A 17,572-nucleotide genomic window follows, 5' to 3' on the forward strand; every position below is an offset into this window, starting at 1 on the left:
GTCTCGAACGGGCAGACGCCGTTCGTCACCGTCGGGTTCGGTCTGGGCACCTCATGGTTCGCCCGGGAGATCCAGCGTTCCATCCTGCTCAACCGCATCCGCGGCCTGGGCAAGGACCGCCACACGGCCATCTTCCCCAAGCTCGTCTTCACCATCAGGCACGGCCTGAACGCCGACAAGGGCGATCCCAACTACGACATGAAGCAGCTGGCGCTCGAATGCTCCACCAAGCGCATGTACCCGGACGTCGTCTTCTACGAGAACATCGTCCGCATCACCGGCTCCTTCAAGGCCCCCATGGGCTGCCGCTCCTTCCTGCAGGGCTGGAAGGACCCGAAGACCGGCGAGGACGTCGAGGACGGCCGCATGAATCTCGGCGTGGTCACGGTGAACATCCCGCGCATCGCCCTTGAGTCGCACGGCGACAAGGACCGTTTCTGGAGGATCTTCGCAGAACGCATGGAGGTCGCCCATCAGGCTCTGCAGTTCCGCATCATGCGGTGCAAGCAGGCGACGCCCGTCAACGCGCCCACGCTGTTTCGTTTCGGGGCCTTCGGACGTCTCGGCGCCAACGACAGCGTCGACCAGCTTTTCAACCACGAGCGGTCCACCGTTTCGCTGGGATACATCGGCCTGTACGAGGCGACGGCGGTGTTCTATGGCAAGAACTGGATGCGCGACCATGGCTGGGACCCGGAGGGCAAGGACTTCGCCCTGTCGATCGTGAGGCGGATGAGCGAGCTGTGCCATCAGTGGGCCAAGGCCGAGGGATACCATTACTCGCTGTATTCCACGCCCGCCGAAAGCCTCACCGACCGCTTCAACCGCATGGACCGGGAGAAGTTCGGTCGCGTCGACGGCGTCACCGACCACGACTTCTACACCAACTCCTTCCACTATCCGGTGTGGCTGTCGCCGACCCCGATGGAAAAGCTCGACTACGAGAAGGACTTCCCCTACTACGCCGCCGGCGGCTTCATCCACTACTGCGAATTCCCCTGCCTGCAGGCCAATCCTCAGGCGCTCGAGGCCGTGTGGAACTACGCCTACAACATCGGCATCGGGTATCTGGGAACCAACACGCCGATCGATCACTGCTTCGTGTGCGGATTCGAGGGCGACTTCGAGCCCACCGAGGAGGGCTTCAAATGCCCGGAGTGCGGCAACGCCGACCCCGACAAGTGCAATGTCACCAAGCGAACCTGCGGCTATCTCGGCAATCCCGTCCAGCGGCCCATGGTCCATGGCCGGCATGAGGAGATCGCCCATCGCGTCAAGCATATGAGCGGCGAAACCGGACACGTCTCCCTTGCCGACGGGTCGGACCGCGAATGGTTCGAGGAGACCAAGTAGCGCATGACGCTGCATGACTTCGCGCCCACGGACAGACGCCGTGGGCCATCCGTACCCAGTCCGCTGACCAACAACCCCGGGGCCGGCCAGTGGAGCAGCGAGCGGATGAGCCACGGCATGGTCGCCGACTACAAGCGGCTGCTGATGACCGACGGCGAGGGCATCCGGTGCTCGCTGTACGTCTCCGGCTGCCCCTTCCACTGCGAGGAATGCTACAACGCGTCCATCTGGGACTTCCGCGCCGGACACCCCTACACCGCCGAACTCGAGGCCCGCATCATGGCCGATCTGGCGCTCGACTACGTCCAGGGCATCACCTTCCTGGGTGGCGAGCCGCTGCTCAACACCGGCATCCTCCTGCCCCTCGCGAAGCGCCTCCGAGAGCGCTTCGGGCATTCCAAGGACATCTGGTGCTGGACCGGATACACATGGGAGGAGCTCATGCGTCCGGGGGAGACCTCCGACAAGCTCGAACTGCTTCATCTCGTCGACGTGCTCGTCGACGGCCGCTACATCCGCACCCTGCACGATCCGCTGCTGCAGTTCCGTGGCTCCAGCAACCAGCGCATCCTTGACGTCCCCCGGTCCTTCGAACAGGGCCGTCCCGTCATCTGGCCGAGGCTGCACGACCAGAAGCGCTTCATCCCCGAGGTCTACGGCAAGGACCGCAGCGCGGGGGAGGGCTCCGCCTCCTGACGGCCGGGGTTCCCGGGCGCACCTCCCATCGACGTGCCGGCGGGAACGAGGCACTGGCTGACAACCGGATCCGAGGCCGCGACACTCCCGGGAATGTCGGCTGAATCACGCTGTGGGGGAACGTCCGGGCCGTGGGTGCCTACTACATTACGAAGAAGAGGAACCGGCGCAATGGTGCCGCCGGCACCACGTGAGGGGTGTCGCGGCGTGCCGTGCACGGACGGCCGAGCGGTAAGGACGGTCAGGTGGAGAGTTCACAGGCGTTGATGGAGGCGCGGACCGCGGTCCGTGAGAGGACCGCGGCCGCGACCCCATCGGAGGGGATGCCGCGCGGGCCCCGTCGAACCATCAGAATCGGGCTCGACATCGGTTCGACCACCGTCAAGGCCGTCGCGCTGGGCGACACCGCCTCCCTCGACGACGTCCTCTTCTCCGACTACCGCCGGCATCACGCCAACGTCCGCGCCACCGTCGCCGGCCTGCTGACGGACATCCGCGCCTCTCTGGAGGCCATCGGCAGGGGAGACGAACCGGTGCGGCTGGCCATCACCGGCTCCGGCGGCCTCACGCTTGCCGGGAACCTCCATGTGCCGTTCGTCCAGGAGGTCATAGCCGAGACCCGCGCCATCGACGAGCGCATCCCCGAGGCCGACGTCATCATCGAGCTCGGTGGCGAGGACGCCAAGATCACCTACCTCAAGCCCACGCCCGAGCAGCGCATGAACGGCTCCTGCGCCGGCGGCACCGGCGCGTTCATCGACCAGATGGCCACGCTTCTGGACGTCGACGCCTCCGGTCTGAACGACCTGGCGAAGGACTACACGAACCTGTATCCCATCGCCTCGCGCTGCGGCGTCTTCGCGAAGACCGACCTGCAGCCCCTGATCAACGACGGGGCCGACAAACGCGACCTCGCCGCCTCCATCTTCACCGCCGTAGCCACGCAGACCATAGCGGGACTGGCCGCCGGCCGACCCATCCACGGCACCGTCGTGTTCCTTGGCGGCCCCCTGTTCTTCCTCTCCGGGCTGCGGGACGCCTTCGGCCGGGCGTTGGAGGGCAAGGTCGACCATTTCGTCACGCCCGAGAACGCCCATCTCTACGTCGCCTACGGAGCGGCGCTTCTGGCCGATGACGACGACCAGCTGGAAGGCTCGGAGCGCTTCGGGGCCCGCACCTGCGAGAACATCCTCCAGGGGCTCGAACGGCTGAAGAACATGCCCAGCGACACCCCCACGATGCCGCCGCTGTTCGCCGCGGAGCAGGACCGTCGCGACTTCGATGAGCGCCACCATCGCGAGCATGTGCGCATCGGCACGCTGGACGGCGCCCGCGGCCCGCATTTCCTGGGCATCGATGCCGGCTCGACCACCATCAAGGCCACTCTCGTCAACGACGACCGTGACATCGTCTGGCAGTCCTACGCCACCAACGACGGCAGTCCGCTCACCGCCGCCGTCGACATCGTCCGGCGCATCGAACGCGACCTTCCCGAGGGCGCCTGGATCGCCCGATCCTGCGCCACCGGCTACGGCGAGGGTCTCATCACCACCGGACTGCATCTCGACGAGGGCGTCGTCGAGACCATGGCCCATTATCGCGGGGCCGAGATGGTCAGCCCCGGCGTGACCGCCGTCATCGACATCGGCGGCCAGGACATGAAGTACCTGGCCATCACCGACGGCGTCATCGACTCCATCGCCGTCAACGAGGCCTGCTCCTCCGGCTGCGGCTCCTTCCTGCAGACCTTCGCGCAGTCCATGGGCATGGACATCCAGGAGTTCACCCAGGCGGCTCTCAGGTCCACGCACCCCGTGGACCTCGGATCGCGCTGCACCGTGTTCATGAACTCCTCCGTCAAGCAGGCGCAGAAGGAGGGCGCCTCGATGGAGGACATCGCCGCCGGACTGTGCTACTCCGTCGTGCGCAACGCGCTGTACAAGGTCATCAAGCTGCGCGACGCCGACGTGCTCGGCGACACCGTCGTCGTCCAGGGGGGCACCTTCCTCAACGACGCCGTGCTCCGCGCCTTCGAGCTGCTCACCGGGCGCGAGGTCACCCGGCCCAACATCGCCGGCCTCATGGGCGCCTATGGGGCGGCGCTCACCGCGCGCATGCACTACGTCGACCAGGCGGAGTCCGACCCATCCACCGCGCACACGCGTTCGGGCATACTCGCGGGTGACCAGCTCGACGGCCTGTCCATGACCTCCGAGCGGGACGTGTGCCGGCTGTGCCAGAACCACTGCAAGCTCACCATCACCACCTTCCAGGACGGCTCGCGCTACGTGACCGGCAACCGCTGCGAACGCGGCGGGGACGCCAGGCGGAAGCGCTCCGACCGTCCGAACCTCTACGACTACAAGTACAGGCGCGTCTTCGGCTACCGCAGGCTCACGGACAAGAAGGCCACCCGAGGCGAGATCGGCATCCCTCGCGTGCTCAACATCTACGAGGACTACCCCTTCTGGTTCACGCTGCTGACGAGCCTCGGGTTCAAGGTCATGATCTCCGGCCGATCCAGCCATGAGCTGTTCGAGACGGGCATCGAGTCCATCGCCTCCGAGAACATCTGCTATCCGGCCAAGCTCGTCCATGGGCATATCCGCTGGCTGCTCGACAAGGGGGTGAAGACCATCTTCTACCCCTGCGTCTCCTATGAGGAGAACCTCGTCGCCCACGCGGACAACCACTACAACTGCCCGGTCGTGGCGAACTACCCCGTGGTCATCGAGGCGAACATGCCCGAACTGCGGCAGGAGGGCGTGCGCTACATGCGCCCGTACTTCAACCTCGCCAACCACGAGCTCATGGCGAAGCGCATCGTCGAGGAGTTCGCCTGGGCGCATGTGACCCCCGAGGAGGCCGAGCGGGCCGTGAAGGCCGCCTACGCCGAGGACGCCCTCGCCAAGCATGACGTCCAGCAGGAGGGGCTGCGCGCCCTCGCCTACATGAAGGAGCACGACTGCAGGGGCATCGTCCTGGCCGGGCGTCCCTACCACGCCGATCCCGAGGTCAACCACGGCATCCCCGAGACGATCTGCGCCCTGGGGATGGTGGTGCTGTCCGAGGACTCGATATGCGAGCTGAAGCCCGGTCAGGACCTTCACCTGAGCGACTACCTCGGCAAGAACGAGCAGGACCCCCGGGCCAAGGACGCCGGAGGGTTCCGCTACGCCGCACCCGTGGACGCGCCGAAGCTGCCGCTGCGCGTCACCAACCAGTGGGCGTACCATTCCCGTCTCTACGCCGCCGCGAACTTCGTGGCCTCATATCCGGGACTCGAACTCGTCCAGCTGAACTCCTTCGGCTGCGGGCTTGACGCCATCACCACCGACCAGGTCTCCGAGATCCTCGCCGACAAGGCGGACGTGTACACGCTGCTGAAAATCGATGAGGTGAGCAATCTCGGGGCCGCCAAGATCCGTCTGCGCTCGCTCAAGGCCGCCATCGAGGAGCGTGAGGCCAACACGACCCGTCTCGTTTCGGATTCGGCTGACACGCGCAAGAACCCCACGGCTCCGCGGGGCACGGCGACCGGGCCGGCCGACGCGCCCGCCGTCGGGACGAACCGCCTCGGAAGGGAGGCCTCCGGGGAGGACCGCCGAGGTCTCGAGGAGCGGCGACCTGACGCCCGGCGTCTTGAGGAGGCGCAGCGGCGCCTGTCCCAGGCCGAGAGGGCCGTCGCCGAGGCCCGGGCGCAGCTCGACCGGCTGTCAGGCCGGACCTCGGTCGCGGCCGAGGCGGCGGGCGCGACGACGCGGGATTCCAGGGCGGACGCGAAGGAGGACGACGGGTTCCGCCATACCGGTGCCTCCTGCCCCACGCCCGGCCGCCAGGCGATGCTCGACGGGGTCATGGCGGCCAATCCGAAGCTCACCGCGGCCGTGCGCGAGGCCTCCCGTCGCGCCGCCGCGAAGACGTCGCAGGCCGGTCAGCCGCGGAATGACGGGAATCAGCGGGCGTCCTCGGCCCGGGAACCGTCGTCGAAGACTGCGACGGCCGGGAGACGCGACAAGTCCCGCACGACGGCCACGCTGTCGGCCTATGCGCGCAGGATCCCCTTCGGCAGGTCGATGAAAAGGGACTACACCATCGTCGGCCCGCAGATGAGTCCGATCCACATGTCCCTCATCGAGGCGGTCATCCGCTCCGGAGGGTACAGATTCGACATCCTGCGCACGGCCTCGCGGGAGGACGTCGAGCTCGGGCTCAAATACGTCAACAACGACGCCTGCTATCCGGCGATCATGGTCGTCGGTCAGCTCGTCGACGCCATCGTGCAGGGGAAGTACGACCCGGACCGCGTCGCCCTGGCCATCACGCAGACCGGCGGCATGTGCCGCGCGACGAACTACTTCGGACTCATCCGCAAGGCCCTCATCGACGCCGGATATCCGCAGGTGCCCGTCATCGCCCTGAGCACCCAGGGCATCGAGGACAATCCCGGGTTCACCGCCACGCCGGCCATGCTGCACCGGGCGGCGAAGGCCCTGATCATCGGGGATCTGCTGCTCAAATGCCTGATGCGCACGCGTCCCTACGAGGCGAGGCCGGGAAGTGCGAACGAGCTGTACCGCATGTGGGACACGATCGTCCGCGAGACGATCATGCACCATGGCAGGTCCGCGACCGCAGGGAGGCGGCTCGGCCGCTCCTGGCTGCCCTATCCCGCGCTGCTCAAGGAGATCGTCCGCAGCTTCGACGTCCTCGAGCTGCGTGACGTCCCGCGCAAGCCGCGCGTCGGCGTGGTCGGCGAGATCCTCGTCAAGTACCATCCGGATGCCAACAACCACCTCGTCGACGTCATCGAGTCCCAGGACTGCGAGGCCGTCGTGCCCGGGATGATGGAGTTCATGACCACCCGGCCGTACATCACCGACTGGAACGAACGCAATCTGGGCATGGGTGGGAACAAGGCGGCGTACGCCCTCATGCGCTGGGGACTCGACCGCTACCTCGACCCGGTCCGGCATGCCATCGGCCTCGCCCACGGCAAGTTCAGCCAGGACATGCCGATGCCCGAGCTGGTGCGCAAGGCCCAGGAGGTCACGTCGATCGGCGTGCAGGCCGGTGAGGGGTGGCTGCTCACCGCCGAGATCCTCGAGCTCGTCGAATCCGGCTGCCCCAACGTCGTCTGCGCCCAGCCCTTCGCCTGCCTGCCCAACCATGTGACGGGCCGGGGCATGTTCGGCAAGATCAGGCGTCTGCACCCCGAGGCCAACATCGTGTCCATCGACTACGACCCCGGCGCCTCCCAGGCCAACCAGCTCAACCGCATCAAGCTCATGATCTCCGCGGCGAAGAAGGCCGCACGGGCGAAGGAGGCCGCCGACGCCCGGCCCGACGCCAAGGCGGATGCGCTCGCGGTCTGAGGATTCCCGACGGACGCCCGTGGTCCCATCGCGGCCTGCGGTTGCCCTACCGCCCGCGGTTATGATGGGCCATCGGCTTTCCGTATGACCGGCGTGGCGCGGCCCCGCCGGTTCCTCGCCTAGGATGGGCGCATGGTCACGCCACGCATCAGCTACGCCCACCTCGGCGCCACGGTCAGCCCCCGTCACCTGAAAAGCCTGCTCGCGTTCTTCGAGTCCGGCGCCAAGTCCACTCCGGGCGGCTTCGGCGTGGAGATCGAGCATCTGCCGGTGCGCAACGGCACCGACGCGGCCGTGAGCTACTACGAGCCGAACGGCGTGGAGACGCTGCTCGGCCGGCTGCGCCCCTACTATGATCCGGCCCACGAATACTGGGAGAACGGTCATCTCGTCGGCCTCGCCAGGGATGGCATCTCCCTCTCCCTGGAACCCGGCGCCCAGGTCGAATGCTCCATCGGAGTGCTGCGCAAGCCCGGCGACCTGGTGCCGATATACCAGGCCTTTCGCGCGGAGACGGATCCCATCCTCCGCGATCTGGGGTTCCGTCTCGTCTCCTATGGCTACCAGCCGAGGACGGGCTTCGCCGACGTGCCGGTCAACCCCAAAAGCCGCTACGCCGCGATGACCGACTATCTCGGCCGCGTCGGCCAGTACGGGCTGTGCATGATGCGCTGCTCGGCGTCCACCCAGGTGAGCATCGACTACCGCGACCAGGCGGACGCCATCGCCAAGCTGCGCGTGGGCACGGCCGTCGGACCCGTCCTCGCCTGGTTCTTTCGCAACACCCCGTACTTCGAAGGGGAGGAGAACCCCTATCCGCTGCTGCGGCAGCGCATGTGGGACGCCCTCGACTTCCAGCGCACCAACGTCATTCCCGGGCTGTACGACGCACGATTCGGCTGGGAGGACTACGCCGTCGACGTGCTCTCGACGCCGCTGATGTTCGCCGACCTGACGCATACGCCGGAGGCGTCGAACCTGCCGGACGCGGAGAAGCATCGCGCGGCCTTCCGCGAGAACGCCGGGGAGATCTACCCCGACCGCGAGCTCAACCCCTATGAGATCAACCACGTCATCTCCACGCATTTCAATGACGCGCGACTCAAGAACTTCATCGAGCTGCGCCACTGGGACTCCCTGCCGCTGCCGCGCGCCGAGCGTCTCACGGAGATCGTGGGCTCCCTCTTCTACGACCAGCGCAATTTCTCGCGCCTGACGTCCTACTTCGACGGGCTCGACGAGCTGGACGTCTATGAGGCGAAGGCCAACCTCCAGGCCTTCGGCGAGGACGCCACCCCCTACGGTCAGTCGCTGGGCTTCTGGAAGGAGTTCCTCGGACTCGAGGGTCTGCTGGAGGACGTGCCGGGCGATCCGGCGCATCCCGACGCGTTCCAGAGGTAGACGGGCCCGTCCCCGCGACCGCGGTTCCGCGGCGGCGCGGCCTTCGGGGTCCGGTCCGGGGCATGGATGACCGCTGTCGATCCGCGGGGAGGGTCATGTGGTGCGGTAGCCGTGATGCAGGTTGCGATGCGGGTTCCGAGTGTGGTTTCCCGACGGCGGATTCCGCGTCGTCGCTTCATCCGTAGGATTTCGGTATCGTCTCCGTCGACAGATCCAGCGGGATTACGCTGACTGTTGCATATGCGGCATGTTGTATATGCCTCATGACTACAGTGTCGCTCGTGGACACGCGCAGCATCGGCATCGACATCAACGGCCTGAGCCGGCGCATCAGGCGCTATCTCAACGCCACCATGCCGGCGGGCGCGCGCATCGCCACCGGCGGCAACGCCCATATCATCATGTTCCTGGCGCATCACCGCGATCAGGTCGTCGTGCAGAGGGACATCGAAAAGCGCTTCTGCATCACGCGGTCCACCGCGTCGCGCGTCCTGGCGCTTATGGAGCGCAAGAGGCTTATTGTCCGCGAACCCGTGTCCGGGGACGCGCGTATGAAGCGCATCATGCTGACGCCGCGGGCGGATGCGATCGTCGAGGACCTGGTCGGCAACGCCGTGAGGATGGACGAGGAGCTGCTTGCCGGATTCTCCGGCGAGGAGAGGCTGGCTCTGGCGGGCTTCATGTCGAGGCTTATGGCGAACATCGACGCTGCCCATCACCACAGGGGGCAGACTGACGTGGACGTGACCGGGGACGCCGCGGAGTCGGGCCGCGGCGTTTCTTCCGGTGTCCCGGTGGGTGATGGTTCCCTCGTGATCCCTGCGCGCGGATCGCTGACGGCGGATGGTCATGGCTCCGGAACGACGACCGCCGGGAGACGGCCATGACGAGGGACGTCGGAACCGGTCGGGCGGGTGGACCGATGAAGGCGGTATCAGAAGGAGAGGAACGAGTGAGCACAGGCATCGACAACGACGAGGTGAAACGGCGTGACGCGCCGGAGAAGCCGACCCATGTCATACGCACCCTGATAGGAAGCCTCAGGGAATACCGTCGGCCCACGATGCTGGCGCCGGCATTCGTCTTCGTCGAGGGCGTGCTCGAGATCGTCATCCCCACGCTGATGGCCGCGCTGATCGACCAGGGCGTCACGGCGCGATCGATGCCCGCCATCTGGCGCTTCGGCCTGATTCTCATCGCCTGTTCGATGGCCTCTCTGGTGTGCGGTTTCCTGTCCGGACGCTTCGCCGCCGTCGCATCCTCGGGCTTCGCCAAGAACCTGCGCCATGACCTGTTCGCCAGGGTGCAGTCCTTCAGCTTCACCAACATCGACCGCTTCACCACCGGCTCGATCATCACCCGTCTGACCACCGACGTGACGAATCTGCAGAACGCCTTCCAGATGCTCGTGAGGCTCGGCGTCCGCGCTCCCGTCATGATCATCGTCTCGTGGATCTTCACCTACCGGATCAGTCCCAGCATCGCCCTCGTGTTCCTCGCGACGGTCCCCGTGCTCGGCGTCGGTCTGCTCGTCGTGGTGTTCCTCGTCCATCCCGTCTTCGTGCGCGTCTTCCGCACCTACGACCGGCTCAACAACGTCGTCGACGAGAACATCCAGGGCGTGCGCGTCGTCAAGTCCTACAACCGCGAGAGGCATGAGGTCTCCAAGTTCGGCGGGATCTCGACGCGCATCTACGACGACTTCGTCAAGGCCGAGAGGATCCTCAGCGTCAACATGCCCCTGCTGCAGCTGTGCCTGTACGTGACGATGATCCTCATCGCATGGATAGGCGCGAGACAGATCGTCGCCTCCGGCAACAGTGCGGCGCTGGGACTCACCACAGGCGATCTGACCGCCCTCGTGACCTACGCCATGCAGATCCTCATGTCGATGATGATGCTCTCGATGGTCGTCGTCATGGTCATCATCTCGCAGGCCTCCGCCGAGCGCGCCTGCCAGGTGCTGCAGGAGCGCAGCACCGTGCGCGATCCCGAGCGTCCCGTCACCGAGGTGGCCGACGGCTCCGTCGACTTCGACCATGTGGGCTTCCGCTACTCCGGCGGCTCGGAGAAGCCCGTGCTCGACGACATCGACCTGCATATCGCCTCCGGCCAGACCATCGGCGTCGTCGGCGGGACCGGCTCGTCGAAGTCCAGCCTCGTCCAGCTCATCCCGCGCCTGTACGACGTGACCTCCGGGACGCTGAGGGTGGGCGGCCGCGACGTGCGGGACTACGACCTTGAGACCCTCCGCGACCAGGTGGCGATGGTGCTGCAGAAGAACGTCCTGTTCTCCGGCACGATCGCCGACAACCTGCGCTGGGGGAACCCGCAGGCCACCGACGAGCAGATCAGGCGGGCCTGTGGTATCGCGCAGGCCGACGGCTTCGTGAACGAGTTCCCCGACGGCTACGACACGATGATCGAGCAGGGCGGAACGAACGTCTCCGGCGGGCAGAGGCAGAGGCTGTGTATCGCCCGGGCTCTGCTCAAGCGGCCGAGGATCCTCATCCTCGACGACTCCACCAGCGCCGTGGACACCAGGACGGACCGTCTCATCCGCGAGGGGCTGCATCGTGAGACCCCCGAGACGACGACCATCATCATCGCCCAGCGCGTGTCCTCCGTGCAGGACGCCGACCGCATCGTCGTGCTGCATGACGGGCGGATCCTCGACCAGGGCACGCATGACGAGCTGCTGAGGACGTGCGAGGAGTACCGGTCGATCTACGAATCGCAGACGCGCAATTCGGGAGCCGGGATCGACGCCCCCGGCGACATCGGAAGGGAGGAGGCCGGGGGAGCTGCACCGGCGGCCATTGCGGCGACGGATGTGACATCCGGGACCGGCGCGAACGAGGGAGGCGATCTGCATGACTGACGAACGAAGCGATGAACCCATGAATCGTGGTGCGAACCCCGACGGCGGTCGTCCCGACGACCGTTCTGGGCATATGACTGCCGCCGAGGGGGCGGGAAAGAAGCGCCGTCGCGGCGGCATGCCCGGCCGCACGCCCCTTCCCGCGGTCCGCCGGGCGGCGCCGGGGACCACGAAGCGCCTGTTCGGATACATCCTGCGCTACCGCTGGAGGGTCGTCGTCATCGTCCTGTGCATCCTCGTCGGGGCCGCGGCCCAGGCGGGGGCGGCGATGTTCCTCCAGAGCCTCATCGACGACTACATACTGCCGCTGGTCGGCGTCACGAACCCCGACTGGTCGCCGCTGGTGCGGGCTCTGAGCCTGATGGCCCTGCTGTACGGGGCCGGGGTGCTGAGCACCTGGCTGTGGAGCTGGCTCGTCGTCACCGTCGAGCAGGGCACGCTCAAGGACATCCGCGACGCCATGTTCGCCCACCAGCAGAGGCTGCCGATTCGCTTCTTCGACACCCATGAGCACGGCGACGTCATGAGCCGCTACACCAACGACACCGACACCCTGCGCCAGGCCATCTCGCAGTCCTTCCCGCAGATGTTCTCGTCGGCGGTCTCGGCGCTCGCCGCCCTGCTCGCCATGCTGTGGCTGTCCATCCCGTTCACCGTCTTCACGGTGCTGTTCACGGTGCTGCTCGTCGTCGTCGTCCGCGTGCTCGTCACCCGCAGCGGGCTGTTCTTCATCCGCCAGCAGCAGACGCTGGGAGGGGTGAACGGCTTCGTCGAGGAGGCCGTCAACGGTCAGAAGGTCATCAAGGTCTTCAACCACGAGCAGGCCACGGCCGCCGAGTTCGACCGTCGCAACGAGGAGCTCTTCCGCGCCTCCGCCGAGGCCAACACCTACGGCAACAACATCATGCCGGTGGTCGGCAACATGGGCTACCTGCTGTATGTGCTGCTCGCCATCGTCGGGGGAGCCGTCTCGCTCGCCGGACTGGGCAACGTGGGGCTCTCCGGCGCGGGGACGCTCACCCTGGGCACGCTGATCGCGCTGCTCACCCTGTCGCGCGCCTTCGTCAATCCCATCGGCCAGGTCTCCATGCAGTTCAACATGGTGATGATGGCCCTGGCGGGCGCCTCTCGCATCTTCCAGCTTCTGGACGAGCCCGTGGAGTCCGACGACGGCAGCGTCAGGCTCGTCAACGTCGAGCTCGGCGACGACGGACGCACCATGGCCGAGACGGACCGGGAGACCGACCACTGGGCGTGGAAGCGGGCCGCGGACGACGACGGCACCCGGTCGCTCAAGGCCGCCGAGAAGCTGGAAGGAACGGCGCGCGAGGTCGCGCTCAAGGCGCATGAGAGCGCCATCACCTCCCCGGACGGCCGCTATACGCTGCTGCGCGGCGATGTGCGCTTCACCGACGTGACCTTCGGCTACGACCCCGCCAAGCCCGTGCTCCACGACATCACCTGGTTCGCCAAGCCCGGCCAGAAGATCGCCCTCGTGGGCGCTACGGGAGCGGGCAAGACGACGGTGACGAACCTCATCAACCGCTTCTACGACATCCAGGAGGGGCAGATCCTCTACGACGGCATCGACGTGAGGAACATCGTCAAGCCCGACCTGCGGCGTTCGCTGGGCATCGTTCTGCAGGACGTCAACCTCTTCACCGGTACCGTCATGGACAACATCCGCTACGGACGCCTCGACGCCACCGACGAGGAGTGCGTCGCAGCGGCCAAGCGGACCAACGCAGACGGCTTCATCCGGATGCTGCCGCAGGGCTACCGGACGATCCTCGAGGGTGACGGCGGCGGGCTGTCCCAGGGGCAGCGCCAGCTCATCTCCATCGCCCGCGCGGCCGTGGCGGACCCGCCGGCGATGATCCTCGACGAGGCCACCAGCTCCATCGACACCCGCACCGAGGAGGTCGTGCAGGCTGGAATGGATGCGCTGATGAAGGGCAGGACGGTGTTCGTCATCGCCCATCGGCTCTCCACCGTGCGCAACGCCGACGTCATCATGGTGCTCGACCACGGGCGCATCATCGAGCGCGGCTCGCATGAGGAGCTCATCGCGAAGCGCGGAGAGTACTACCAGCTGTACACCGGGGCCGTGGAGCTGGAGTAGGAGGTCGCGCAGACCCGCCGGAACGCGTCTTCTCTCATCCGCGCCGGCGGATGGTCCGTGCTTCGTGGACCGACCGTGGGGATCGCCGGACGATCCGCCGGAATCGTCGGATGATGGGGATGGTGGGCGTTCGCGAACGTCTGGTCTCGGCCATGGGCGTGACGCCCGCAGGGCCGGCCCGCGCCCGGTGCTATGATGAGCCGCGTTATGGCCTTCGGAACGCGAGTTCCCTGGGTGGCAGGCAGCGATCCGTCATCAGCGGGGAGCCTTCGGAAGAACGGCCGGCGCGGCCGTCATCGCGATGGATGACGGGGAACAGGCCTGGTAGAACCGACGGGATCGGCCCGACATAGCCGAGGATGAGCGGTCGTGCGCTTGCGGGATTCGTTCCGCGGACGCACGGAAGCGGGGTGGTACCGCGGTGGCGGGCGTTCTCGGACGCGCGTCGTCGTCCTCGCGGGGATGGAGCACATACCTGCCAGCGAGGAGAGCAATGGTGAGCGAGTCCACCGATTCCGCATCCGTTTCACGGACCACGACGCAGACAATCCCGACGGGGGAGGATTCTTCCGCATCCGTCTATCCGAAGGCCTCCGTGGGAGGCGTCTCCGGACATGTGACGCCGAATCCGGGCTTCCCCGCTCTGGAGCAGTCGGTCCTCGACTACTGGGACCGCGACAGGACGTTCGAGAAATCCGTCGAGCGGCGCCCCTCCGGCGACCACAGCCAGAACGAGTTCGTCTTCTTCGACGGTCCGCCCTTTGCCAATGGCCTGCCGCACTACGGGCATCTGCTCACCGGCTACGCCAAGGACGTCATCCCGCGCTACCAGACGATGAAGGGCCACAGGGTCAACCGCGTCTTCGGATGGGACACCCACGGTCTGCCCGCCGAGCTCGAGGCGCAGAAGGAGCTGGGCATCGAGTCCGTCGACCAGATCAACGAGATGGGCATCGAGAAGTTCAACGACGCCTGCCGCGCCTCGGTGCTCAAGTACACGCACGAGTGGCGCGACTACGTGCATCGCCAGGGCCGTTGGGTGGACTTCGAGCACGGCTACAAGACGCTGGACATCCCCTACATGGAGTCCGTCATGTGGGCGTTCAAGCAGCTGTACGAGAAGGGTCTGGCGTACAAGGGCTACCGCGTGCTGCCGTACTGCCCGAACGACCGCACCCCGCTGAGCGCGCACGAGCTGCGCATGGACGCCGACGTGTACCAGGACCGCCAGGACACCACCGTGTCCGTGGCGGTGAAGCTGCGCGACGAGAAGGACGCCTACGCGGTGTTCTGGACGACGACGCCGTGGACCGTCCCGACCAACTTCGCCATCGTCGTCGGCGCCGACATCGACTACGTCGAGGTGCGGCCCACGCAGGGCAGATTCGCCGGGAAGAAGTTCTATCTCGGCAGGCCCCTGCTGGAGCGGTATTCCAAGGAGCTCGGCGAGGACTATGAGGTGATTCGCGAGCTCAAGGGCGGCGACATGGAGGGCTGGCGCTACTGGCCGGTCTTCCCGTACTTCGCCGGAGAGAAGGCGGAGGCCGGGGACGGCACGCCCGGACCGAACGCCTACCGGATCTACACCGCCGACTACGTCGACACCGTCGAGGGAACCGGGCTCGTCCATCAGGCCCCCTACGGCGAGGACGATATGGCCACGCTCAACGCCAAGGGCATCCGCTCCGTGGACGTGCTCGACGAGAAATGCGTGTTCACCTCGCTGTGCCCCGACTACGAGGGGCTGTTCGTGTTCGATGCGAACCTGCCGATCCTGCGCAACCTGCGCGCTGGCGACGGCCCGCTGGCCCGGATCCCCGAGGACAGGCGCGCGATCCTCTTCCAGGAGAAGAGCTACGTGCACTCGTATCCGCACTGCTGGCGCTGCGGCACGCCGCTGATCTACAAGCCGGTGTCCAGCTGGTTCGTGTCGGTGACGACGATCAAGAAGCGTCTGCTGGAGAACAACCAGCTCATCAACTGGATCCCCTCGAACGTCAAGGACGGCCAGTTCGGCAAGTGGCTGGAGAACGCCCGCGACTGGTCGATCTCCCGCAACCGCTTCTGGGGCTCGCCCATCCCCGTGTGGGTGTCGGACGACCCGGCGCATCCACGCGTCGACGTGTACGGGTCGCTGGAGGAGCTCAAACGCGACTTCGGCGACTATCCGCGCGACGGCAAGGGCGAGATCAACATGCATCGTCCCTACATCGACGAGCTGGTGCGCGTCAACCCCGATGATCCGACCGGACAATCGCATATGCATCGCATCACCGACGTGCTCGACTGCTGGTTTGAGTCCGGGTCGATGTCGTTCGCCCAGTTCCACTACCCCTTCGAGAACAAGGAGTACTTCGAGCAGCATTTCCCGGCGGACTACATCGTCGAATACATCGGCCAGACGCGCGGGTGGTTCTATCTTCTGCATGTGATGGCAACCGCGCTGTTCGACCGTCCGGCCTTCAAGAACGTCATCTGCCACGGCATCGTGCTCGGCAGCGACGGACAGAAGATGAGCAAGCATCTGCGCAACTACCCGGACGTCAACGGGGTGTTCGACAGGTTCGGATCCGACGCCATGCGCTGGTTCCTCATGAGCTCGCCGATCCTGCGCGGCGGCAACCTCATCGTCACCGCCGAGGGCATCCGCGACACCGTGCGCCAGGTCATGCTGCCGGTATGGAGCTCGTACTACTTCTTCACCCTGTACGCCAACGCGGCGAACAGGGGCGCCGGATTCGAGGCGCGCTCCCTGCATCCCGACGAGGTGGCCGGACTTCCCCGCATGGACCGCTACCTGCTGGCGCGCACCAGGCTGCTGGTGGAGAGGGTCGAGAAGGCCCTTGACGAGTTCGCCATCTCCGACGCGTGCACGGCGGCCGGCGACTTCATCGACGTGCTGACGAACTGGTACATCCGTGGCAGCCGCGACCGCTTCTGGAACGAGGACGCCAACGCCTTCACCACGCTGTACACCGTTCTCGAGGTGTTCATGCGGGTCCTGGCGCCGCTGGCGCCGATGGAGGCGGAGACGGTGTGGCGCGGTCTGACCGGCGGCGAGTCCGTCCATCTGGCCGACTGGCCGTTCGTGCGCGATGAGAGGACGGGCGAGGACACGGAGCTCGGCCGGGTGCTGGTGGCCGACGACGCCCTCGTCGCCGCGGTGGACCAGGTGCGGGAGGTCGTCTCCGGTGCCCTGTCCCTGCGCAAGGCCGAGCAGATCCGCGTGCGCCAGCCGCTGCCGAAGCTCACCGTCATCGTGGAGGGCCCGGACTCCGTGGCCGCCTACGAGGACGTGCTCAAGGCCGAGCTTGACGTCAAGTCCGTCGAGTATTCGACGCTCGAGGATGCATCGGCGCATGGCCTGCGCATCGTGCATGAGCTGCGCGTCAACGCACGCGCGGCCGGTCCCCGGCTCGGACGCACCGTGCAGTTCGCGATCAGGGCGTCGAAGTCGGGTGCCTGGCGCGTCGAGGCGGGGGAGGACGGGACGAAGGTCCCCGTCGTCGAGACGCCGAACGGGGACGTGGCCCTCAAGGACGGCGAGTACGAGCTCGTCAATCGCGTCGAGGAGCAGGACGCCGTCGAGGCCGCTGACTCCGTATCGGCGGCCCTGCCGTCCGGTGGATTCGTCATCCTCGACACCGCGCTGGATGACGACCTGCTTGCCGAGGGCTACGCCCGCGACACCGTCCGCCTCGTCCAGGACGCCCGCAAGGACGCCGGGCTCGACATCTCCGACCG

Annotated in this window: 8 protein-coding genes; all 8 read left to right on the forward strand. The window is 66.7% G+C overall.

Annotated elements, in window-relative coordinates; genetic code table 11:
- A partial coding sequence (gene nrdD, locus RWX87_RS04830; protein WP_314688116.1) for an anaerobic ribonucleoside-triphosphate reductase occupies window positions 1–1,353 on the forward strand: 1,353 nt, incomplete at its 5' end.
- Between the two features lie 3 nt (window positions 1,354–1,356).
- Window positions 1,357–2,049 (forward strand): anaerobic ribonucleoside-triphosphate reductase activating protein, encoded by a 693-nt coding sequence (nrdG, locus tag RWX87_RS04835; protein ID WP_314688118.1) that lies wholly within the window; start codon window positions 1,357–1,359, stop codon window positions 2,047–2,049.
- A 323-nt stretch (window positions 2,050–2,372) separates the two neighbouring features.
- Window positions 2,373–7,424: an acyl-CoA dehydratase activase-related protein gene (locus RWX87_RS04840; RefSeq protein ID WP_314688128.1), complete on the forward strand. Its 5,052-nt coding sequence runs from the start codon at window positions 2,373–2,375 to the stop codon at window positions 7,422–7,424.
- A gap of 132 nt (window positions 7,425–7,556) precedes the next feature.
- Window positions 7,557–8,825, forward strand: a complete 1,269-nt coding sequence (locus RWX87_RS04845; protein WP_314688121.1) for a glutamate-cysteine ligase family protein — start codon at window positions 7,557–7,559, stop codon at window positions 8,823–8,825.
- A gap of 263 nt (window positions 8,826–9,088) precedes the next feature.
- Window positions 9,089–9,712: a MarR family winged helix-turn-helix transcriptional regulator gene (locus tag RWX87_RS04850; RefSeq protein ID WP_314688123.1), complete on the forward strand. Its 624-nt coding sequence runs from the start codon at window positions 9,089–9,091 to the stop codon at window positions 9,710–9,712.
- 65 nt (window positions 9,713–9,777) lie between these two features.
- Window positions 9,778–11,706, forward strand: coding sequence for an ABC transporter ATP-binding protein (locus tag RWX87_RS04855; protein WP_314688125.1), 1,929 nt, complete (start codon window positions 9,778–9,780; stop codon window positions 11,704–11,706).
- A 118-nt stretch (window positions 11,707–11,824) separates the two neighbouring features.
- On the forward strand, window positions 11,825–13,828 hold the full coding sequence (locus RWX87_RS04860; RefSeq protein ID WP_314688130.1) for an ABC transporter ATP-binding protein: 2,004 nt from the start codon (window positions 11,825–11,827) through the stop codon (window positions 13,826–13,828).
- A gap of 496 nt (window positions 13,829–14,324) precedes the next feature.
- A partial coding sequence (ileS, locus tag RWX87_RS04865) for an isoleucine--tRNA ligase (protein ID WP_399552306.1) occupies window positions 14,325–17,572 on the forward strand: 3,248 nt, incomplete at its 3' end.

The sequence above is a fragment of the uncultured Bifidobacterium sp. genome (assembly GCF_963540075.1).
In the GTDB taxonomy this organism is placed as follows: Bacteria; Actinomycetota; Actinomycetes; order Actinomycetales; family Bifidobacteriaceae; genus Bifidobacterium.